Here is a 20,792-nt window from a genome sequence, read left to right on the forward strand (position 1 = left end):
CGGCCCGTCCGACGAGGTCATGAAGATCCTGCCCGCCCTGACGATCACCGGTGCCGAGCTCGACGAGGGCCTGGAGATCGTCCGGGAGTCCGTCCACGCCGTGGTCGAGGGGATGTCCGGATGACCGGTCCAGGCGCGCGATGAACTGGTCCGGCAATCGAATCGGAAGGAGCTTGTCTTGGGTGTCGCCCAGGCGAGGATCGGCGACCGCTACCCCACCCGGGTGGCCGACCGTCCGGTGATCATCGACCGAGCGGAGCCCGCGGTGTGGAGTGCCGACCCGGGCCCGCTCTCGGCGGAGGAGCTCCGCACGCATGATCGGGACGGCTTCGTCACCGTGCCGCAGTTGCTCACCCCCGAGGAGGTGGCGACCTACGCCGGCGAGCTGGAGCGGCTCGCCGCGGATCCGGCGGTCCGCGCCGACGAGCGCACCGTCGTGGAGAAGGCCTCGCAGCAGGTCCGTTCGATCTTCGAGGTGCACGCGCTCAGCGACGCGATCGCAGCACTGGTGGCCGACGAGCGGGTCGCCGGGCGGGCGCGGCAGATCCTCGGCTCCGAGGTGTACGTGCACCAGAGCCGGATCAACTACAAGCCCGGGTCCGGCGGCGGCGGCTTCTACTGGCACTCCGACTTCGAGACCTGGCACGCCGAGGACGGCATGCCGTCCCCGCGTGCGGTGAGCATCTCGATCTCGCTGACGGAGAACTACGCGCACAACGGCTGTCTGATGATCATGCCGGGGTCGCACAGGGAGTTCGTGGCGTGCGTGGGGGAGACCCCGGCCGACCACTACAAGGAGTCGCTGCGCGAGCAGGAGATCGGCACGCCCGACGAGGGGAGCCTCACGTCGCTGGCGAACCGGCACGGGATCGCGATGCTCACCGGTGCGGCCGGCTCGGCCACCCTGTTCGACTCCAACTGCATGCACGGCTCGGGCGGCAACATCACGCCGTTCCCGCGCTCGAACATCTTCATCGTGTTCAACAGCGTGGACAACGCGCTGCAGGAGCCGTACTCGGCCCCCGCCCCGCGGCCGGCGCACGTCGCGGCCCGGCGGTTCAGCCCGGTGGGCTGACCCCGGCGGAACGCGGGCTCCCGGCGGGCCGGGCGGCGGCGCAGGCGGCGACCACGTCGCGGTGGTCCACCCAGCCGATCGGGTCCCCGCCCGCGGGTCCGACGACGGGCAGGCCGGTCGTCGCGTGCTCGTGCAGGACCGACACGGCGTCGTGCAAGGGTGTTCCGGCCTGCAGCGACGGCAGGGTGCGGGCCAGATCGGCGGCCGTGACGCCCGGTCCGGCGGTCGCCAGCGCATCCGCTGCGACGATGGTCCCGAGCAGGTCACCGCCGACCCGGACCGGCGCGACGCGGTAGCGGGCCGACCCGAATCGGGCGACGATCTCTGGCACGCGGCAGCTCCCCTCCAGCGGCTCGGGCGCGGGGCCCATCGCCTGCCCGACGGTCAGGCTGCGCAGCAGGTCCGGTGTCGACTCGGCGGTGATGTCCAGGCCCCGGCGGAGCAGCTTCAGCGTGTAGATCGTCTCGCGGGAGACCAGGTGGCTGATGCCGGTGGCGAGCGCGACCGCGGCCATCAGCGGGAGGATGATCGAGTACTGCCCGGTCAGCTCGAAGACGATGACGAGTGCCGCGATCGGGGCGTGGCTCGCCCCGGCGAACACCGCGGCCATCCCGATCAGGCCGTAGGCGCCGGGGGAGATGCCCAGGCCGGGGAACGCGGCCTGGGCGACGAGTCCGAACGCGGTGCCACCCATGGCCCCGATGAACAGCGACGGCGCGAAGACCCCGCCCGACCCGCCGATCCCGATGGTCAGGCTCGTGGCGAGCATCTTGCCGACGAGCAGGACGAGCAGGAAGCCGAGCGCGTACCCGCCGTCGATCCCGTTCTGCAGGACGGGGTAGCCGACCCCGTACATCTGTGGCAGGACGAGCAGCACCCCGCCCAGGAGCAGGCCGCCCACGGCCGGGCGCAGCCACTCGGGGCCGCGCCACACCCGGTCGCAGGCGTCCTCGACCCGGTAGAGGAACCGGGCGAACGCCCAGCCCAGCAGGCCGGCGAGCAGCCCGAGCGCGGCGTAGAGCAGGTACTCGACCGGTGAGCCGACGCTGAACGGGGGCAGGACCAGGAACGGTTCGTCGCCCATCACGGTGCGCCCGACGACCGACGCGGTCACCGACGCGAGCACGACGACCCCGAACGCCTCCGCGGAGAACGACCGGAGGATGAGCTCGAGCGCGAAGAACACCCCGGCGACGGGGGCGTTGAAGGTGGCGGAGATGCCACCGGCGGCGCCGCAGGCGACGAGCAGACCGAGCCGGTGCGGGGGCACCCTCAGCCACTGCCCCATCGACGAGCCCAGCGCGGCGCCGATCTGGACGATGGGGCCCTCGCGGCCGACCGACCCGCCCGAGCCGATGCACAGCGCCGAGGCCAGGGACTTGACCACGGCGACCCGGGGTGGGATCCGGCCGCCGTTGCGGGCGACGGCGAGCATGACCTCGGGCACCCCGTGGCCGCGTGCCTCGCGGGCGAAGCGGTGCACCAGCGGCCCGTACAGCAGCCCGCCCAGCACCGGGGCCAGCACCACGAACCACGCGCCCGCCCAGGGGAACGCCGGGTGGGCCGTGCCGCCGGACGCGCTGTAGTCGGTCGTGCCCGTGAACAGCTCGGTGAACGCCGTGATCAGCCAGCGGAACACGACCGCACCCATACCTGCACCCGCCCCGACCAGCAGCGCGAGCCCGACCAGGCCGGGTGCGGAGCCCCGCAGCAGGTCGTGCGCGACACGGGCACGCCGGTGCAGGAAAACATGCATCGGCATATGTTTGCACAGGGCAACGACCGCTGACCCGGGGTTGTGGCGGCCCCCACCGTCCCGGCCGTCGGGCATGACAGGCTGCAGCGGTGAGCGATGCGACGTCGCGGCCCGGGGCACCGTCCACTCCTGGACCCGACGGGGAGGGCCGTGAGCTCGTCGATGCCGTCATGACCGCGAGCCGGGCGCTCGTCGCGATCGCGGCGCGGTCGCTGGCCGCCGCCGGCGAGGTCACCCTGCCGCAGTATCGCGCGCTGGTGGTACTGGCCACCCGCGGGCCACAGCGGCCGGTCGACCTCGCGACCGCACTCGGGGTCAACCCGTCCTCGGCCACCCGGCTGCTGGACCGCCTCGACGTGGCCGGCCTGATCCGCCGGACCCGGTTGCGGGCCGACCGACGGTCGCTGCGGGTGGCGCTCTCCCCGGCCGGACGCGACCTCGTCGCGGAGGTGACGCTGCTGCGCCGGGCGGAGGTCGAGCGGCTGTTCGCAGCACTGCCCGCGGACCAGCACGCGCTGGTGATCACGGCACTGCAGGCGATCTCCGAGGCCGCGGGCGAGACCCCCGAGGGCGATCTCGACGTCGGGCTCGGCTGGTACTGACCGGGGCCCCGACGCCGTGCGCCGGAGGGTCAGACCAGCCCGGCGTCGTGCACGAGCAGCGCGACCTGGGTGCGGTTGTCCATGTCCAGCTTGGTGAGCACGTGGGTCATGTGCGCCTTGACCGTCGCGATGCTCATCACCAGATCGGTGGCGATCTCGGCGTTGGACCGGCCGTGGGCCACGGCCACCGCGACCTCGTGCTCGCGAGGGCTGAGCACACGCAGCGCGGTCCGCGCCCGGTCGTGCGCGCCGGACTCGGCCGTGACGCGGTCCAGCAGCCGTCGGGTGACGGCGGGGGAGAGGATCGGGTCGCCCGCCGCGACCCGCAGGACGGCCTCGACGATCCGCGGGGGCGGGGTGTCCTTGAGCAGGAACCCGCCCGCCCCCGCGCGCAGGGCGCGCAGCACGTTCTCGTCGGTGTCGAAGGTGGTCAGCACGACGACCTCCGGGGGGTGCGGCCGGACACGCAGCCTGCGTGTCGCGGCGATGCCGTTGAGCCGCGGCATGCGCAGGTCCATGAGGACGACGTGGGGTGCGTGCGCGTCGACGAGCGGCTCGACCTCGTCCCCGTCGCCCGCCTCGCCGACGACGGTGATCCCGTCCGCGCCGTCGAGCATCATCGACAGGGCGGCGCGGACCAGCGCGTCGTCGTCCACGATCACGACGCGGACCGGCGGGCCGTTCATCCGGGCCACGGTAGTGCCGCGGACAGCCGGAACTCCCCGCCGGTGGCCCGGTGCGTGAGGTGCCCGCCGGCGAGCGTGGCGCGCTCGCCCAGGCCGACGAGTCCCGTCCCTCCCGGCCAGGACGGGATCGGCGGGTCCGGGAGCGGGTTGCGGATCTCGATCTCCAGGCCGGCACCGGGCCGTCCGGCGAGCCGGACGTGCACGGCGGCTCCGGGGGCGTGCCTGCGCGCGTTGGTCAGGCCCTCCTGCACGATGCGGTACGCGGTGCGACCCACCGTCGCGGGGAGCGTGCGGGGGTCGTCGAGGCAGTCGTCGACCCGGACGTCCGACCCGGCCGCGCGGGACTCCTCCACCAGTCCGGCGAGGTCGCCGAGCACCGGCTGGGGGCGGTCGTTCCCGGTCGTGGTGCCGTCGGCGCGCAGCACCCCGATGACCTCGCGGAGCTCGTCCAGCGCGATCTGCACGCCGTCGCGCACCACCCCCGCGGCCCGGGCCAGCTGCTCGGGCGGGGCGTCGGGCCGGTACTCGAGGGCGCCGGCGGACGCGGCCACCAGCGAGAGGCGGTGGGCCAGCACGTCGTGCATCTCCCGGGCGATGACGGTGCGCTCGGCCGAGCGGGCGGCGGCCACGCGTTCGGCCTGTTCGGTCTCGGCCCGGTGGGCCCGCTCGAGCAGCGAGTGGAGCACGTCGCGGCGGGCGCGGAGCAGGGCTCCCCAGGCGACGAGGGCCGCGTGCGCCGCGACGTCGAGCAGCAGCCACCATCCGTAGGGCAGGCCGTCGACGGGCCGCAGCACGCCCTGCAGGGCGTGGGCCGCGATGCCGGCCAGCCCGATCGCGACGGCGGTCGGCAGCGGCCGGAACTGGGCGACCAGCAGCACCGCGAGGGTGGCCGGGGGCGTCGCGGCAGGGGAGAACGCGACGAGCACGACGAGCACCGACGCCGCGGCGACCGGCCACCGGGGCAGCCCGGCCAGGACGGCGCAGGCGAGCACCCCCACCCCGACGTCGACCCCGATCGGCACCGGTCCCGTGCCGGAGCGGCCGACCATCCCGACCGCGACGAGCACCCCGACGGCGCCGACCATCCCGATCGTCACCCCCGGTCGGGGGACCCGGGGAGCGGACGTCATCGGCCGAGCGTAGGGCCGGCAGCCACCGACGGGTACCGACCGAAGTCGTAGCCGCTCGTCCTCCGAGGATGTCGGGGTCGATCGATCCGAGCGGCCGGCGGACCGTGATGACTTCCCGCCGGGCTCCGGGTGCATGGAGTCCGATCCGCGAGGGGGCTCCCCAGTCGCCTCGCGCACCATCGGTCACCCGGTGCCCGGGTCATCGTCACCGGTCCGCCGGCCGCTGTAGCAGTTGTAGCCGAGCGGTCCGGGACCGAGCCAGAGCGCGGAGGACATCGTCAGCCGTTCGTCAGGCGGGCGCCGGACGGTGTCCAGCACGGGTGCCAGGCCGCAGATCGCGAGGGAGCGGCGCCCCGACGGACGGAGCGCCCTGTGGTGGTGGAGCAGCAGTTCCGCTGCCCGGCAGCTCACGACACCGGCGCGCGACAGGTCGACCACGACGGTGCCCGTCCCGCGTCGCGGTGTCGTGCAGCACGGGGTCGGGACGCGCAGTGACGGTCGGACAGTCAGACAGACATCGCCGTCGAGGTGGACCCGGCCGTCCGAGGTGACCGGCACGACCGGGTCGGTCACCGTCGGTTCATCACCAGCACCGGGCATCCCCCGTCTCCGATCCGGCTCCGCGATGCCCGGCCGATCCTCGCGCGGCCCGGCGGTGGCGTGCCGCGGCGACCGGGAAGCGTCAGGAGAACGTCGGGTACGGGGTGGGGGTGACGGCCGGACCGCAAGGAGTTCGTCAGATGGGATCACCGTTCGATGCGCCACTCTGGACCCGTCCATCGGGCACGAGCCGGGGAGGGGTTGTGCGCGACAGGATTCGCGAGGCGCGCAGGCTCGCGGCGATCGCGCGGCAGCTCGCGGCGGACGATCCCCAGCTGGCCGAGGCGTTCCAGCTGTGGAACGAGCGGTGCGGCGGGGTGCCCGCCCGGATGCCGGGGTGGATGGCCGGGTCCGGGCCGGCCGCGGCGGTCGTCATCACGCTGCGTGGGGTGCTCGGCCGGCTGCTCCGCCGCTGAGCGCAGGACCGTGCCGCGTCACCAGGCCTGCGGTGGGGCGCCGGGTGGCCGTTCCGTCGATTGCTCGTCCCCGGCCGTGACCACGAGCAAGGCGAGGACGACGACGAACGCGGTCACCACGATGCCCGCCGTCGACCCGCTCAGGACGGCCAGCCCCAGCACGATCGACACCGCCTCCCAGGCCGACACCGCCGTCCCGTCGACCGGGTCGGGGGCACCCCTGCCGGCCACGACCGGCGGCGGGACGTCATCCGGCCGGTCGGCTCCACCGTCGTGCACACCCAGCCACCGGCCCGCTCCGTACGGGAACCACATCCGGACCACCTCCTCGCCACAGGGTCCCCATCGCCGGGGGGACCGACACGGGCCCGCGCACACCGTCAGCAGACCGTCAGGTAGCGGTTCGTCAGGTGATCGCAAGGACGGGAGCGTGCCCGGGGGGGTGCGGACGGGGTAGTCCGCCGGGGACCGCCACGCCAGAACCCAGGAGGACCGCCCGTCGTGAACGAGCACTCGTCCCGATCGACACCTATCCGGCGCGCCGCCACCCACGTCGCGACCGCGGTGGCGCTGGTGCTGCTCGTCGTCGGCTGCGGGGCGGGTCAAGAGGCGGCGACGAGCACGCAGGTCACCCACGCCGCCGGCGCCGTCGGGCAGGTGGGACCGATCTCGGTGCTGGACGTGGAGTTCCGCTTCGCCCCGCCGATCGCGGGCGACGAGGTCTACGGCGTCGGGGACACCGCGCCGATGTCCGTGACCATCGTCAACAACGGGGCGATCGCGGACCGGCTGGTCCGGTTGTCCAGCCCGGTCGCGGCCGCGGGCGTCGTCGTCGCGGACGGTGTCGTCATCCCGGGGGGAGCGACGCTGACGGCCGGGCAGACGGGGGTGTCGTCGATCGAGGTGCCGTACGAGGACGACGCGGGCCTGATGGCGCTGACGGGTCTGCGTGAACCGCTCCGGTCGGGGCTGACCTACCCGGTCGTCCTGGGCTTCGAGCGGGCCGGGGATCTGGTCCTCGACGTCCCGGTCGCGACCCCCGACGTACCCCGCGAACCCGCCGCCGACGATCGATGAGCCGCGGCGTCGTCGCGGCCCGGTCGTGGTCGACGGCACTGGCCGTGGCGCTGTGCGTCCTCGTCGGTGTCCCGCTTGTCGTCTGGCTCAACCCGGATCAGCAGGTGCGCATCGCCGGGCAGTCGATCGGGGTCGGCGCACGGGATCCGCAGCTCACACCGGTCGGCCCGGCGCAGCTGGTACAGATCGGCAACACCGAGCTCGACCTGACGGGTATGCAGGTCTACGGCCCGCTGCGACCGCGGCTGTCGCTGGGACCCGTGCAGCGCAACGCCGCCGCGATGCAGGTGTTCGACCCCGCCCGGACCGCGGACGTCGTCTCCGGCGCGTCGCGCACCCTCGTCGACGCGTTGGCCCGGTGGTACCTCTGGGGCGCACTGGGGGCGGTGGTGGTCGCGCTCGCGGTGAGCGCACTCACCGGATGCCTCCGGATGCTCGCCGTGCTGCGCCGGGAGGGTCGCCGGGGGAACGACGCGGTACCCGTCGCCGACCTCTGGCACGCGTGCTCCGCCTCGGTCCGCCGGACGACGGTGATCGCCGTGGCCGCCTCGGTCCTCGCCTGGGGGGCCTGCGGCGCGCTCGCCTACGCCGGGACGGTGCGCGGGCTGTCCGGCGTCGCCTCGCTCGCCGACCTCACCGGCGCCACCCGGGTAACCCCGTCCCCGGTGGGCCCGGTCGTAACGGGGTACTCGGGTGCGGTCATCGGTGACTCGCGGGTCGCGCGGCTCGGTGGACCGCCGGTCGCGGACGCCACCGCCGAGGACCTCGGCTGCCGTCGCAGCGCGGACTCCCTCGCCGCGGAGCTGACCGGGCTGCTCCCCGCGCCGGTGCTGAACCTCGCCTGTGCCGGGGCGAGCATCGACCGGGGTCTGCGCGGCGCCCAGCAGCTCCCCGGTGCCGTGGCACCACCACAGGTCGGCCGGCTCAAGCAGGTGCAGGGGCTCGACTTCGTCGTCGTCGCCATCGGGCCCAACGACCTGCACTGGTCGGACTTCCTTCTGTACTGCTACGGCCTCGCCACCTGCGACGACCGGTTGACCAGTGGCGAGTTCGACTACCGGCTGGCCGCGTTCGACCAGGACTACGCCGCGTTGCTGCAGGACCTCAACGACCTGCCGGGTGCACCCCAGGTCATCGTCATGACGTCCTACGACGCCTTCGCGCCCGGGGCGGACGCGGAGTGCCCCGACGCGCGGGGGCCCGACGGCGTCCCCGGGCTCGACCCACCGAAGATCGCGCTGCTGGCCCAGCGCAACGCGCAGCTCAACGCGGTCCTGGAGGCGGGTGCGCAGCAGTACGGGTTCACGGTCGCGCGACCGCGGATCACCTCGCTGTGCGGCCCGGGAACCGACGGGCTGGGGCGTGACCTGCAGGGTCTGGCCGACCCCGATCCGTTCCACCCGACCGGGATCGGTTCGCTGCGGCTGGCCGCGACGGTCGCACGGCTGGTCGACCGGGTGCCCGCCGCGCGGCTGGTCGAGGCCGGATCCTGAGAGCGACCGGCGGCCGCGGTCTCAAACTGACGATCTGCTTGCGGAAGCGCCCCCCGAACGGCCGCGACGGCCGCGGTGGGCGCGTCGTGCGCCACTATCGGTGAAGACGAAAGGAGCGTTGGATGCCTGTCCATCTCGAGAGACACGGCGGTGTCGACCGCGTCGCCGGTCTGCTCGGTGCGGAGTTCGCCGGCGTCCTTCCCCCGACCGTCGTCCGGCACGAGGTCGGAGTGGCCCAGCGGGAGCTGAGCGGTCAGGTGCCGGCGGGCGCGTTCGAGGAGCTGATGCACCGGTTGGCCGCGCAGCGGCTGCGTCAGCGGTGCGGCGGCGGGCCGCTGTGAGCGTCGGGCCCGGGCGGATCGAGGGCCCACCGGGGAGGATGGGCACGATGGACGCGCGGTTGCTGATGGTCGAGGACGACGAGCGCATCCGTCAGGCGCTGGGCCTGGCCCTGGCCGACGAGGGCTGCGAGGTCGTGGAGGCGGGGTCGGGGGAGGAGGCCTTGCGGCTGATCGGAACGACGGACGTCGACGTCGTGCTGCTCGACCTCATGCTGCCCGGTGTCGACGGCCTGGAGGTCTGCCGGCTGCTGCGGTCCCGCGGCGACCTGCCGATCATCATCGTGTCGGCGCGGACCGACACCGCTGACGTGATCGCCGGCCTGGAGGCCGGAGCCGACGACTACGTCACCAAGCCGCTGGTGGCCAGCGAGCTGGCCGCCCGCATCCGCTCGCTGCTGCGTCGGCGCCAGCCCGGTCCGGAGGGACCGCGGACGCTCCGCGTCGGCGACGTCGCGATCTCGCCGGAGGAGGAGATCGCCCGGCGGTGTGGTGTGGAGGTGCACCTGACGCGCACCGAGTTCGGCCTCCTGCTCGAGCTCGCCGAGGCGGGGGGCCGGGTCGTGACCCGGGAGGAGCTGTTGCGGCGGGTGTGGGGCTACGACTACTTCGGCGACACCCGGCTGCTCGACGTGCACATCCGACGGCTGCGCCGCAAGATCGAGCGCGACCCCGACGCCCCCACCTGCGTGTTGACCGTCCGCGGCCGGGGGTACAAGTCGGGCCCGGCCGGGTGACGCGCCTGCCGGTGCACCTGTCGCTGCGGTGGCGGGTGGCCCTCGCGTTCGGGCTCGGGGCCCTGCTGTTCACCGGGGTGTTCGCGACCGTCACCTGGAACCTCGCGTCGGACTACATGCTGCGCCAGCGCGAGACCAGCGCGTCCCTGCAGGCCGAGCTCAACGTCCGCCTGGTGGACGCATCGCTGCGATCCGGATCCGAGGGTCTCGACGACCTGCTGACCGGGTTGAGCACCGACTCGGAGTCGACGGTGCTGCTGCGACGCCCGGAGGGATGGATCACCAGCGGGCGCCAGGTGGACCCCGAGCAGCTGCCTGCCGCCCTGCGCGAGCTGGCCCGGCAGGGGATCCCGGCCCGGCAGCGGCTGATGGTGGACCGGGTCCCGGTGCTCGCCGTCACCCATCCCGTCGCCTCGGCCGGCACCGCGTACGTCGAGCTGTTCCCGCTCTCGCAGCTCGACCGCACGTTCCGGTTCCTCAGCACGGTGCTGGCCGCGGGCGTGGCCCTGAGCGCGCTGCTGGGGGTCACGCTCGGGGCCTGGGCGAGCCGGCGGGCGCTGCGGCCGCTGACCGAGCTGACCGCCGCGGCGTCGCGGGTCGCCGGTGGCGACGTGCGTGCCCGGCTACCCGAGCAGGGCGATCCCGACCTCGCCCCGCTCGCCGTCACGTTCAACCGGACCGCCGAGGCACTGGAGAACCGGGTGCGCCGCGACGCCCGCTTCGCCGCCGACGTCAGCCACGAGCTGCGTTCCCCGTTGACCACGATGGCCAACGCGGCGGAGGTGCTCGTGCGCCGCCGTGCCGAGATCTCCGGCGTCGCGGGCCGGGCACTGGACCTGCTGCTCGGGGAGACCGGGCGGTTCCAGCGCATGGTCGTGGACCTGCTGGAGATCTCGAGTGACCGGGACGACGGTCCCAGCGAGTCGGTCGATCTCGTCGATCTCGTCGATCATGTCGTCGGGGTTCGTCCGACCGCCCGGCCCATCGTCGAGTCCGCCGAGCCCGCACCGGTCGTGCAGGGGGACCGGCGGCGCCTGGACCGGGTGGTGGCCAACCTGCTCGACAACGCCGACCGCTACGGGGGCGGACCGGTGCGCGTGGCTGTGCTGCGCCACGGCGGGCAGGCCCGCGTCGAGGTGGACGACGCCGGGCCGGGGGTGGCCGAGCAGTACCGCGAGGTGGTGTTCGAGCGGTTCGCCCGCGGTGCGGAGGCGGGCCGGCGGGGTGGTGACGGGGGCAGTGGCCTGGGGCTGGCGCTGGTCGCCCAGCACGTGCGGTACCACGGCGGCGCGGTGTGGGTCGAGGACCGGCCCGGTGGGGGAGCCCGCTTCGTCGTCGAGCTGCCGGAGGCACCGCGATGATCCGTTACCGGCTCGTACCGGCCGTGGTGTTGCTCCTCGTCGTCGGATCCGGATGCGGCGTCGGAGTCGACCCCGCGCCGCGGCCTCTGGAACCGATGACCACCGCCCCGCTCCAACCGGCACCGACCGTGGTCTCGCGGCCGGACGACGGGTCCGCGCCGTGTCTGCCGGGCGAGGGGCTGCCGACGCCGAGCCCGGATGCTCCGCCGTCGAGCCCGCCGCCGTCGACCCCGCCGCTGACGGTGACCGAGCCGTGCTGACGCACCGGTCGGTGGGTCCAACCTGACGACGATCTGACGATCCGCGCCGCAGGCCGTTGTCGGCGCGCTCCGTCCCTAGGGTGACCGCGTGGATGCGGGTGATCAGCTCTCCCGGTTGCTCCGGACGACGGCCTACTGCGGGGCCGGCCAGACGATCGGGCCGATCGCCGCGGCGTGCGTCGACGATGCCGACCGCCCGGCGTGGGTCTGCCAGCGTCCCGACCTCCGTCACGGCGAGACCGTGAACGTGATGCTGTGCAGGCCGGTGGAGCCGTCGGGGCCCGGGTTGATGGGGCCGACGCGTTCTGCGGTCTGGGTGTGACCGGACCGGTCGGTCTCGCGGACGGTGACGGTGTGCAGCCCCGGCGCGAGGGTGCGCCGGGCCCGCCACATCCGCCAGGTGTCCACGTTGACCGGTGCGCCCAGCTCGGCGTCCTCCCACGGCCCGTCGTCGACGCTGATCTCGACGCGCTCGATGCCGATCGTCTGTGCCCAGGAGATGCCCGCGAAGGTCACCTCCCCTGCGGGGACCCGCTAGAACGGGCCGGGCGCATCGATGCGCGAGGACCTCTTGATCGTGACGCTGCCCTCGGGGTCGCCGTCCCAGCCGCGCTGCTCCCAGTAGGGGTCGACGTCGAAAGTGGTCAGGTTCCAGCTCGGTGACCCATTAGGTGGCGCTGACGTAGCCGTAGAGACCGGGGACGACGGTGCGCATCGGGAACCCGTGCGCGGGCACAGCACGGAGTACTCCACCCGGTCCTCGGCCGCGTCCGGCTGCGCGGCCGAGGAGGGTGTCTTCCCGCAGTACCTGGAGCTGCTGTTCGCGAACCAGCCACCCGAGGGTGGCGACGGGCTGCCGGAGGAGACGCTCGTGGCGCTCGGTGAGCAGGCCGGGGCGGGGCCGGGGTTCGCCACGTGCGTGGCTGAGGACCGCTACGCGGCCTGGACGGCCGGCCTCACCGACGAGGCGTCCCGGGCCGGCGTCACCGCCACGCCCACCGTGCTGGCCGACGGACGCGAGATCGAGCGCACCGACGCCGCGCTGCGCGCGGCCGCCGGCGGCTGATCCCGGCCACGTCCCGATCGCCAGGACGGCTCCGTGCGTCGCACGGCACGCGCGCCACCAGCGGACCCGAGGTGCCGGTACGTGGGCCGTCGCCAACTCCGGGCGCCGGGCAAGTCGCCTGCGGGGCGGTGAGCGTGTGTTCGTTCTACTGCATGCGGTCACTCCCGGATGATCGAACGGCCCGCGCGAGGATTCGCGACGAGGCGCTGCGGCGCTCGAAGCACTGCGGGTTGACGTCACGCGAACCTCCGAGGTCGGCACCGATGACGAGGCTGTGCCGACCCGCCTGCCGGACGGCCTCGCCGCCCACCTGCGCCCCGACTCGGCCGTCCCCGCATACCCCGGCCGGAGCCGACCTCGAGGTGCGCGCCGCGATCCTCCTGGTGCAGGAGCCGGACGCGAATACGATCATCAGCGACCGGATTGCGTGGAGTTCGTTCTGAAGACGGTTCATCCAGGCTGAACCCCACGGGGACCGGGCAGCGAGATGTGCAGAAGGCTGCCTTCCGGCCTTGAGGGGCGGGAACGGGGGCGTTTCCGGGACGGACCTGATCGCCGCGTGGTTGCCGCGATGCAGGAGCTGACCACGCGGGCGGTTGTCGTCGAGGAGTGCTCAGTCGACCTGGACGCCGGCTGCTGCGGCGAGGGTGGCGAGGTCGTGGTCGAGGCCGGCGGGGGCGATCTGTAGGTGCCACTGGCCGTCGCTGCGCTGCAGCGCGCCGAGCTGGAGCAGGCCGGTGGGGCCGGTCGCGGGCAGGGAGAGGTGGCCGAGGGGTTGGCCGGTGTCGAGGTCGGTCAGGTGCGCCGAGCCGGGGTCGGTGAGGTCGGCGGGGAGTTGGGCGACGAGGAGGACCTCGGTGATGTCGGCGGGGATCTCCCGCGGGTGGAGGTGCAGGGTGGTGGCGGCGCCGGTCTCGTCGGCGGCGAGGGTGATCGCGCCGCTGTCGTGGTCGGGTTGGCCGTAGAAGACCATGTCGGCGTCGGTACGGACCTCGCCGGCGTGGGTGAGCAGGAACGCGACGGGGTCGGCCTCGGTGTCGTCGTCGGTGCGCAGCACGAGCCGCAGGTGGGCCGCGGTGAGGGCGATGTGGTCGTCGGGGCGAAGTGGTGGTCCGTCGTGGTCGGGCGTGGGTGGTGGTGTGGTCGCCGGCTCGGGCGCGGTGGGCGGTGGTGTCGGCGAGGGGATGGGCGGTGCGGGTGCGGCGGCGGTGGTGGCGCCGCTGGCGCGCCATTCGAGGGCCTCGACGGTCTCGGTGTACTCGAGCAGGTGGCTGCCGGCGGCGCGGGTGAGGAGCCGGCGGACCTCGGCGGGGGTGGTGCGGAAGAACTCGCGGTGCTGGTTGACCTTGTTGAGGCGGCGGTCGGCGAGGTCGGCGTGCAGGCGGCCTTCGAGGCCGACGGCGTCGTCGCTGAAGACGAGGGCGTGGACGTCGAAGCGGAACGGGACGGAGGCGTCGCCCAGTTCGCGGACGCGGTCCATGGGTTCGAGGCGGCGGGTCATGCCGACCTTGACGACGTGGTCGCCGAAGGAGCCGATGTTGCTGATGACGTAGACGTACCCGGCTCGGGTGTTCGCGGCGCGGGCCTCGACGGCGGCGATGTCGGTGCCGAGGCGTTCGAGCTGGCCGCGGAGCTCGGTGAGGGCGGCGGGGTCGGGGGAGGGCAGGGCGAGCATGCGGTCGTAGGCGGTGCGGTAGTGGGCCTGTTCCTTGAGCAGCTTCTCGCGGGCGCGTTCGTACTCGCGGCGGGCGCGCTCCTCCTCGCGGGCGGCCTCCTTCTCGGCGCGGATGCGTTCGCGTTCGGCCTCGACCATGGCGAGGTGGTCGGCGGTCAGCTCGATCTCCATGGTCCGCAGCGCGTGGTACCTGCGGCTGACGGCGATGGACATGGTGGCGCCGAGCTTGGCGATGGTGCGCTGGGTCCTGTCCAGGCGCTGGCAGACGCTGGCGAGGGTGTGCGGGCGGACGGTGCGCACGCAGTTGTCGGCCTCGGCGTTGTAGGCGCGCAGCATGAGGGTGGAGAAGTCCTTGACCATCTTCGCGCCCTGCTGGCGTGATCCGTTGACCTGCCAGTCGACGCTGCCGGTGACCGCGCGCCGGGCGGTGACCTCGGCCTTGATGTCGGCGCGCAGCCGCTGGAGGCGGTCCTTGTAGGCGACGGAGTTCTCCAGCGGGTGGGTGAACTCGTAGACCCCGGCGGACTGGAGCAGTTCCTGGTCACGGGTCTCGATCAGCAGCGACCGCAGCTGCCCCAGCTCGAGCTCGGCGGCGGTGACGCGGCGGCGGGCGGCGTGTTCCTCGGCGAGGACCTGGGCGAGCTGCTGCTCGGCGGCCTGGCGGCGGGCGGCGCGCTCGACGTGGTCGAGGGCGCCCAGCTCGGCCAGCATCGTGTGGGCTCGGGCGAGCTCGACCTCCAGGTCCGCAGCGCGTCGCCGTCCCCCGAAGATCGCCATACCGTCCGTCCCCCTCGTGCGACGGAACGTGACCGTCTGCCGATCATCGCGCCGACTGCTCGCTGCGTTTCATTCGTTGTGCCGGATCTGTCGGTGCAGTGCGTGTGGTCGTACGTGGTGGATCCGTGGTCAGTGCGTGTCGCGTGACCGACCACGTGGTCGACCACCCGGCCCGGCAGCGTCACGAAGGGCGAAGGAGGCGACGTGGAGGCGGTGCTGGCGGACGGACGACAGCTCTACCGGGTGCCCGAGGCGATGCGGCTGCTGTCGTTGAGCCGTTCGGTGATCTACGAGCTGATCCGCTCGGGCCGGCTGCGGTCGGTGACACAGGGCCGCACCCGGTTGATCCCGGCCGCCGCGATCGCCGAGTACGTCGAGCTGCTGGTGCGCGAGGCCGCTGACGGCGCGGCGTAGCCGGGGTGACGGCAGCGTCTACTGGGACGAGGCCCGGCAGCGCTGGCTGGTCAGCGCGACAGTCGGCTACACCCCGTCCGGCCAGCGGATCAGGCGACGGGCCAGCGGCCGGACCAAGACCGAAGCCCGAGACCGGCTGAGGGAGATCATCCGCGACCACGAGGACGGGGTGACGGTCTCGGGTGCGAACTCCTACACCGTTGCGCAGGCCGTGACCGACTGGCTCGAGCACGGCCTCGGCGGTCGGGACCCGAACACCGTCTACACACTGGCCAATCTCGCTCGGCGACACGTCATCCCGGCCCTCGGAGCGCGGAAGCTGCGGGAGCTGTCGGCCGAGGACGTCGATCGGTGGCTCGCGGGGAAGTCGCGGGTGCTCAGCACGAGCACGGTCGCGCGGGTGAAGTCGATCCTGGCCCGGTCCATCACCCGGGCGCAGGCCCGGGACAAGGTGAAACGCAACGTCGTGCTGCTGTGCGGCACGCCGACCGGGCGGGGCGGACGGCCGTCGCAGGCACTGACGTTCGACCAGGCGCAGGCGCTGCTCGACGCAACGCCGGCGACGACGATGGGCGCCTACGTGGTGGTCTCGTTGCTCACCGGTGCTCGGACCGAGGAGCTGCGGGCGCTCACCTGGAGTCACGTCGACCTGACGGGCGACCCGGACTCGGTCCCGCCCGTGCCGCCGAGCATGCGGGTGTGGCGTTCGGTGCGGGCCGGGGGTGACACCAAGACCCGCGGATCCCGACGGACCATCGCGCTGCCGGAGCGTTGTGTCGGCGCGCTCGCCGAACACCGAGCCCGGCAGACGACGGCGAGGTCGGCGGTGGGGGAGAGGTGGATCGACCACGATCTCGTCTTCGCCACCGAGACCGGCACGGCGATGGATGCGGCGAACGTCCGCCGTGACTTCCAGCGCGTGGCCGTTGCCGCCGGCCTGGACGACCGACGATGGTCGCCTCGGGAGCTCCGCCACAGCTTCGTGTCGCTGTTGTCGGACGGGGGAGTGCCGATCGAGCAGATCGCGCGGCTGATCGGCCACGCAGGCGGGTCGAAGGTCACCGAGTCCGTGTATCGCAAGCAACTGCGGCCCGTCATCGACGACGGGGCCACCGCGATGAACCGCGTCTTCCCCCGTCGAGGAGTTAGGCCCTCAGTTAGGCCCTCAGAGGTCCCCAGAACGCCAAGAAGGCCTGGTCAGAATCCCCAGCTGGGGCTCTGACCAGGCCTTACGTGGTGGGCGATACAAGGATTGAACTTGTGACCTCTTCCGTGTCAAGAATTCCGGAGGCGACGCTGACCTGGTGAACCCTGCATCTCCGAGCCTCTTAGGGCCCGTCGGTGTCCACCGCTGAGCGTCCCGATCCGGCTCGGTAGTCACCCAGTTAGTCACCCCATTGTGGATCTCTGTCGCCGAGCGGGTCAGTTGGCGACCCTTGGAATCGGACAGGTTCCGGCCGGACGTCATTCTCTATCCTTCACGCATCGAGTTCGGGGATCGGAGCCAGCCAGCTGAAGTATCAACTGGGTGTGCCGAACACATGCGCAGCGGTGCGGTGCCGGTGCAGGGCCATCGGGCGGGGCACGACGTGGTCGTTGGGTGGTCATCGCGTGGTCGTCATCGCCGACGTGCGCGGGCGCGGCCGATGCCAGGGCACTCATCGCCGCCGCTCCCTGCGCACCAGCGGCGTGGTCGCCTCGATGGGCAGCATCGGCGACGCTTTCGACAACGCCAAGGCGGAGAGCTTCTTCGCCACGCTCAAAGAACAGCTTCTCTATCGAAAAGCTGGCCGACCCGGCACGAACTCGAGATGGAGGTGTTCTCCTTCATCAAAGGCTCTACAACCCCCCTGGCCCAGCTCGTAGACCGCGCCCTCGACGCAGCCGCCGGACACGCTGCCCACGGCCTCGCCGTCGGGGCCGATGAGCATCGAGGCGCCGGGCTGGCGGGGGGCGGAGCTGTAGGTGCCGACGACGGTGGCGAGCGCGGCGGTCTCGCTGCTCTTCCACCATCCGGCGAGCTGATCCACCACGTCACGCATCGCGCACCTCCTCCTCGATCGCCTCGTCCGTCGGCGTCCGGCGGAGTTCTCCGCACGGGGCCCCGGTACCGATGCCGATGCACCGGTGTCGGCGGCGTCCCGTTTCATGATCGACACTAGGTCGGCCGGCCGCCCGCGCGGATCCCCCGCCGCGGGGGACCGGCGGGGGATCCGTCGCCGACCGCGACCGGGACCGGGTTCGGGCGGCCGGGAGCGGGCGGGCCTCGCCCCGGGCGGTCATCGGCTCGCCGCACCACCCGCCGCCGGAGCGGCGAGCGCCCCGAGCAGCTCGTCGAGAGCGTCGAGGCTGTGCGCGCTGACCACCGCGTCGCAGTACGGCCAGGCCGCCGCCATGCCGCCGACGAGGGGCGCGAAATCGGGATGGCGGGTGCGCGGGTTCGCCCACACGATCCGGTGCGCCACCCGCGACAACCGGGCCATCTCCCGACCGAGCAGGACGCTGTCCCCGGTGTCCCACCCGTCGGAGAGGATCAGCACGACGGCGCCACGGGCCATCCCACGCCGGCCGTGCAGGTCGTTGAACCGGCGCAGCGACTCCCCGATCCTGGTGCCGCCCGACCAGTCGGGGGCCAACGCGGTGGCCCGGTCGATGGCGACCGCGGGGCTGGTCCGGGCCAGTGCCCTGGTCAACCGGGTCAGCTCGGTGGCGAAGACGAACACCTCGGTCCCCTGGGCGCCGGCCGCGCAGTACAGCAGCTGGATCAACGCCCTGGCGTAGGGGTCCATCGACGCCGAGATGTCGCACAGCGCCACGAGCCGGCGGTGGCGGGGGCGCCGGGTCCGCCTCGCCAGGCGCACCGGTTCCCCCGCGGTGCGCAGGGCGGTGCGCAGGGTGGCGCGCAGGTCCACGCGGCCACCGTGCGCGCTCGGCCGGGTCCGCCGGGTCCGGCGCAGCGGGGTGACCACCCGCAGCGCCCGCATGGCGTCGGCGAGCATCGCCAGCTCCCGCGACGTCAGCTCCGCGAAGTCGCGTCCGCCGAACCGTTCTCGCGCCGACGCCAGCAGCGGCGCGGCCACCTCCCGCGGTGGCCCGGTTGAGCCCTCGGCCCGGCCGGCGGACGTCGTCAGCCGGGACCCGGTCCCGGTCGAGCCCCGGGTCGCCGGGGCCTGTGCGCCGCCCGGGCCGGCCGGGTCGGCGGCCGGGTCGCCGCCGCGCGGGCCGGCCGGGTCGACCAGGCCCTCGAACACCGCGGCGAAGACCGCGTCGAGAACGGCCACCTGATCCGGGTCGGAGACCAGGGTGGTCACGGCGCAGTGGTGCAGCCGGGTCGTCGTCGACGGCGTCACCTCCACCACGGCCCGGGCGAACCGCGCGGCCCGATCCGGACCGACCGGCAGCCCGGCCTCGCGGCAGGCCGCGGCGAACCGCGCCACGAGAGCGGGCAGGTCGGTCCGGGCGGGCTCAGCCATGGCGCAGGAGGGTGTCGAGCCCGGCCCGCCGGACGGCGTCGATGTCCTCGTCGTACTTCAGCGCGGCGCCGAGCGTGCGCCCGACCGCCGCCTCGTCGAGCTCGCTCACCCCGAGCACCTCCAGCGCGGTGGTCCAGCTGATCGCCTCCGCGATCCCGGGTCGTTTCTGCAGCTCCAGCCCCCGCAGCCGGTGCACGGCGATCGCCACCTGGCGGGCCAGCCAGCCGCCGGCCGCCGGCACCCGCCGACGCACGATCTCCTCGACCCGCGCGGTGTCGGGGTAGGCGATCCAGTGGTAGAGGCAGCGGCGCTTCAGGGCGTCGTGCAGGTCGCGGGTGCGGTTGGAGGTCAGCAGGACCACCGGTGGCACGGTCGCGCGGCGGGTGCCCAGCTCGGGGATCGTGACCGAGGCCTCGGCCAGTGCCTCGAACAGGAACGCCTCGAACTCGTCGTCGGCGCGGTCGACCTCGTCCACGAGCAGCACCGCAGGCGCGGGCCCCGGATGGGAGATCGCCGCCAGCAGCGGACGGACCAGCAGGTACTCGTCGGTGAACAGGTCCGCCTCGGCGAGGTCGGCGCCGCGGGCCTCGGCCAGTCGGATGGCCAGCAGCTGCCGTGGGTAGTTCCACTCGTAGATCGTCTCCGCCGCGGTGAGCCCCTCGTAGCACTGCACCCGCAGCAGCGGGGAGCCCACCGCGGCGGCCAGCGCCGTCGCGGCGTGCGTCTTGCCGACCCCCGGCTCGCCCTCCAGCAGGATCGGCTGCCGCATCCGCACGGCCAGGAACAGGGCGGTGGCCAGAGCGTCGTCGGCGAGGTAGCCGGACTCGTCCAGCGCCCGACGCAGGTCGTCGGGGCCGGTGAAGTCCGGGACCGGCTGCGGTGTCACGTGCGGAAACGCTGCGGATCGTCGAGGAACGCCTGCCGGCATCCCGTCCCGCAGAAGTAGACCGTCGTGGCACCGTGCCGGGCGGAGATGCTCGCCGGGGTCATCGCGACGTCCATTCCGCAGACCGGGTCCACGGCGACCTCCACCGACCCCTCCACGGCGTGGACGTGGGTGCTGCTGCCCTCCTCGCCCGTGGACCCGCCCGATGACGTCGGTTCGGTCCCCTCGGGAGCGTGCACCCGCGGCCGGTGCGCCACGATCTCCGCGAACACCGTCAGCGCGATCTCCGGCGCGGTCCGCGCGCCGATGTCCAGCCCGGCCGGGGCGTGCACGCGCTCCAGATCGGGCTCCGGCACACCCATCGCGGCGAGCTCCTCGCGCACCCCCGCCGACCGGCGCCTGCTCGCGACCAGCGCGACGTAGGGCACACCCGCCTTCAGCGCGGCCGCGAGCACCGCGGCCTCGTCACGGCCGTGCGAGGCCACGACCACCGCGGAGGTGTCCGGCGGGATCGGCGCGGCCGGGTCGACCGCAGGACGGACGTCCCAGTCCAGGGCGTGCCCGACCCGGGCCAACGCCCGTGCGACCGGGGCCTCCCCGTGCACGTACACCAGCGCGGCCGGGACCATCGCCTCCAGGAAGATCTCCAGGGTGCCCCCGGACAGGCAGGGGTTGCCCACGGTGCGCGCCCCCTCCTGGTCGGGCGCGTCGGAGTCGCCGGAGCGCGGGGTGATCCGCAGCAGTCCGGACTCACCCGCCTGGAGCAGCCGCAGGCTCTCCAGGCGCACGGTCGACTCCGCGCACACGCCGCCGACGAAGCCGTCGATCGTCCCGTCGGCGAGCACCAGTGCGCAGTCACCCGGCTTGGCGCTCGTCGGGCGCTCCGCCCGCACGACCGTGGCCAACACGAACGGCGTGCGCCCGGTGCGCAACCCGTCGACTCGGGAGAGCAGGTCTGCTCGTGTCATGT

General features: G+C 73.6%; 20 protein-coding genes and 1 pseudogene. 11 read left to right on the forward strand and 10 right to left on the reverse strand.

The window, feature by feature from the left end:
* Nucleotides 1-178 precede the first annotated feature (178 nt).
* On the forward strand, nucleotides 179-1,075 hold the full coding sequence (gene thpD, locus PHY01_RS24055) for an ectoine hydroxylase (RefSeq protein ID WP_141282206.1): 897 nt from the start codon (nucleotides 179-181) through the stop codon (nucleotides 1,073-1,075).
* Here thpD and PHY01_RS24060 read toward each other — a convergent pair.
* Entirely contained in the window at nucleotides 1,059-2,831 is a 1,773-nt protein-coding gene (locus PHY01_RS24060) for a chloride channel protein (protein ID WP_246086121.1), read from the reverse strand. The genes thpD and PHY01_RS24060 overlap by 17 nt on opposite strands.
* Nucleotides 2,832-3,001: 170 nt before the next feature.
* Here PHY01_RS24060 and PHY01_RS24065 point away from each other — a divergent pair, with 170 nt between their 5' ends.
* Nucleotides 3,002-3,433: a MarR family winged helix-turn-helix transcriptional regulator gene (locus PHY01_RS24065; RefSeq protein WP_141282209.1), complete on the forward strand. Its 432-nt coding sequence runs from the start codon at nucleotides 3,002-3,004 to the stop codon at nucleotides 3,431-3,433.
* A 29-nt stretch (nucleotides 3,434-3,462) separates the two neighbouring features.
* Here the strand turns inward: PHY01_RS24065 and PHY01_RS24070 are convergent, their stop codons facing one another.
* Both PHY01_RS24070 and PHY01_RS24075 read right to left on the reverse strand, forming a co-directional pair.
* Nucleotides 3,463-4,119, reverse strand: coding sequence for a response regulator (locus tag PHY01_RS24070; protein WP_141282211.1), 657 nt, complete (start codon nucleotides 4,117-4,119; stop codon nucleotides 3,463-3,465).
* Nucleotides 4,116-5,249 carry a sensor histidine kinase gene (locus PHY01_RS24075; protein WP_141282213.1) on the reverse strand — a complete coding sequence of 378 codons (1,134 nt, stop codon included), beginning with the start codon at nucleotides 5,247-5,249 and terminating at the stop codon, nucleotides 4,116-4,118. Before PHY01_RS24075 ends, PHY01_RS24070 begins: the two co-directional genes overlap by 4 nt.
* Nucleotides 5,250-6,052: 803 nt before the next feature.
* On the opposite strand from PHY01_RS24075, the gene PHY01_RS24080 reads away from it, so the two are divergent.
* Nucleotides 6,053-6,265, forward strand: a complete 213-nt coding sequence (locus PHY01_RS24080) for a DUF3040 domain-containing protein (protein WP_170183959.1) — start codon at nucleotides 6,053-6,055, stop codon at nucleotides 6,263-6,265.
* 18 nt (nucleotides 6,266-6,283) lie between these two features.
* On the opposite strand, the gene PHY01_RS24085 is transcribed toward PHY01_RS24080, so the two are convergent.
* Nucleotides 6,284-6,580: a hypothetical protein gene (locus PHY01_RS24085; protein WP_141282217.1), complete on the reverse strand. Its 297-nt coding sequence runs from the start codon at nucleotides 6,578-6,580 to the stop codon at nucleotides 6,284-6,286.
* Between the two features lie 186 nt (nucleotides 6,581-6,766).
* On the opposite strand from PHY01_RS24085, the gene PHY01_RS24090 reads away from it, so the two are divergent.
* From PHY01_RS24090 to PHY01_RS24110, 5 genes are all read left to right on the forward strand, one after another.
* Nucleotides 6,767-7,342: a copper chaperone PCu(A)C domain-containing protein gene (locus PHY01_RS24090; RefSeq protein WP_141282219.1), complete on the forward strand. Its 576-nt coding sequence runs from the start codon at nucleotides 6,767-6,769 to the stop codon at nucleotides 7,340-7,342.
* Entirely contained in the window at nucleotides 7,339-8,835 is a 1,497-nt protein-coding gene (locus tag PHY01_RS24095) for a GDSL-type esterase/lipase family protein (protein WP_141282221.1), read from the forward strand. The genes PHY01_RS24090 and PHY01_RS24095 overlap by 4 nt, the downstream gene beginning before the upstream one ends.
* Nucleotides 8,836-8,957: 122 nt before the next feature.
* Entirely contained in the window at nucleotides 8,958-9,176 is a 219-nt protein-coding gene (locus tag PHY01_RS24100) for a hypothetical protein (RefSeq protein ID WP_141282223.1), read from the forward strand.
* Nucleotides 9,177-9,223: 47 nt separating this feature from the next.
* On the forward strand, nucleotides 9,224-9,910 hold the full coding sequence (locus tag PHY01_RS24105) for a response regulator (protein WP_141282225.1): 687 nt from the start codon (nucleotides 9,224-9,226) through the stop codon (nucleotides 9,908-9,910).
* Entirely contained in the window at nucleotides 9,907-11,271 is a 1,365-nt protein-coding gene (locus PHY01_RS24110; RefSeq protein ID WP_307723985.1) for a sensor histidine kinase, read from the forward strand. Before PHY01_RS24105 ends, PHY01_RS24110 begins: the two co-directional genes overlap by 4 nt.
* Nucleotides 11,272-11,759: 488 nt before the next feature.
* Here the strand turns inward: PHY01_RS24110 and PHY01_RS24115 are convergent, their stop codons facing one another.
* Nucleotides 11,760-12,047, reverse strand: coding sequence for a molybdopterin-binding protein (locus tag PHY01_RS24115; RefSeq protein ID WP_141282228.1), 288 nt, complete (start codon nucleotides 12,045-12,047; stop codon nucleotides 11,760-11,762).
* Between the two features lie 208 nt (nucleotides 12,048-12,255).
* On the opposite strand from PHY01_RS24115, the gene PHY01_RS24120 reads away from it, so the two are divergent.
* A complete protein-coding gene (locus tag PHY01_RS24120; RefSeq protein ID WP_170183960.1) occupies nucleotides 12,256-12,597 on the forward strand; it encodes a DsbA family protein in 342 nt (113 codons plus the stop codon).
* Nucleotides 12,598-13,210: 613 nt separating this feature from the next.
* On the opposite strand, the gene PHY01_RS24125 is transcribed toward PHY01_RS24120, so the two are convergent.
* Nucleotides 13,211-15,049 (reverse strand): SNIPE associated domain-containing protein, encoded by a 1,839-nt coding sequence (locus PHY01_RS24125; protein ID WP_141282232.1) that lies wholly within the window; start codon nucleotides 15,047-15,049, stop codon nucleotides 13,211-13,213.
* A gap of 204 nt (nucleotides 15,050-15,253) precedes the next feature.
* Between PHY01_RS24125 and PHY01_RS24130 the strand changes: the two genes are divergently transcribed.
* Entirely contained in the window at nucleotides 15,254-15,463 is a 210-nt protein-coding gene (locus tag PHY01_RS24130) for a helix-turn-helix domain-containing protein (protein WP_246086122.1), read from the forward strand.
* Nucleotides 15,464-15,674: 211 nt separating this feature from the next.
* On the forward strand, nucleotides 15,675-16,685 hold the full coding sequence (locus PHY01_RS24135) for a tyrosine-type recombinase/integrase (RefSeq protein ID WP_246086123.1): 1,011 nt from the start codon (nucleotides 15,675-15,677) through the stop codon (nucleotides 16,683-16,685).
* A gap of 628 nt (nucleotides 16,686-17,313) precedes the next feature.
* Here PHY01_RS24135 and PHY01_RS24140 read toward each other — a convergent pair.
* The 4 genes and pseudogenes from PHY01_RS24140 to PHY01_RS24155 all read right to left on the reverse strand — a co-directional run.
* Nucleotides 17,314-17,505 (reverse strand): annotated as a pseudogene (locus PHY01_RS24140) (XdhC family protein); the annotation flags it as partial.
* 237 nt (nucleotides 17,506-17,742) lie between these two features.
* Nucleotides 17,743-18,936 carry a vWA domain-containing protein gene (locus PHY01_RS24145; protein ID WP_141282236.1) on the reverse strand — a complete coding sequence of 398 codons (1,194 nt, stop codon included), beginning with the start codon at nucleotides 18,934-18,936 and terminating at the stop codon, nucleotides 17,743-17,745.
* Complete coding sequence (locus PHY01_RS24150) at nucleotides 18,929-19,822, reverse strand: AAA family ATPase (RefSeq protein ID WP_246086124.1); 894 nt, start codon at nucleotides 19,820-19,822, stop codon at nucleotides 18,929-18,931. The genes PHY01_RS24145 and PHY01_RS24150 overlap by 8 nt, the downstream gene beginning before the upstream one ends.
* The gene (locus PHY01_RS24155; protein ID WP_141282239.1) at nucleotides 19,819-20,790 is read right to left on the reverse strand and encodes an XdhC family protein; all 972 of its coding nucleotides are present in this window, start codon (nucleotides 20,788-20,790) and stop codon (nucleotides 19,819-19,821) included. Before PHY01_RS24155 ends, PHY01_RS24150 begins: the two co-directional genes overlap by 4 nt.
* Nucleotides 20,791-20,792 lie beyond the last annotated feature (2 nt).

Origin of the sequence: Pseudonocardia hydrocarbonoxydans, assembly GCF_006539565.1 — a bacterium.
Taxonomy (GTDB): domain Bacteria; phylum Actinomycetota; class Actinomycetes; order Mycobacteriales; family Pseudonocardiaceae; genus Pseudonocardia; species Pseudonocardia hydrocarbonoxydans.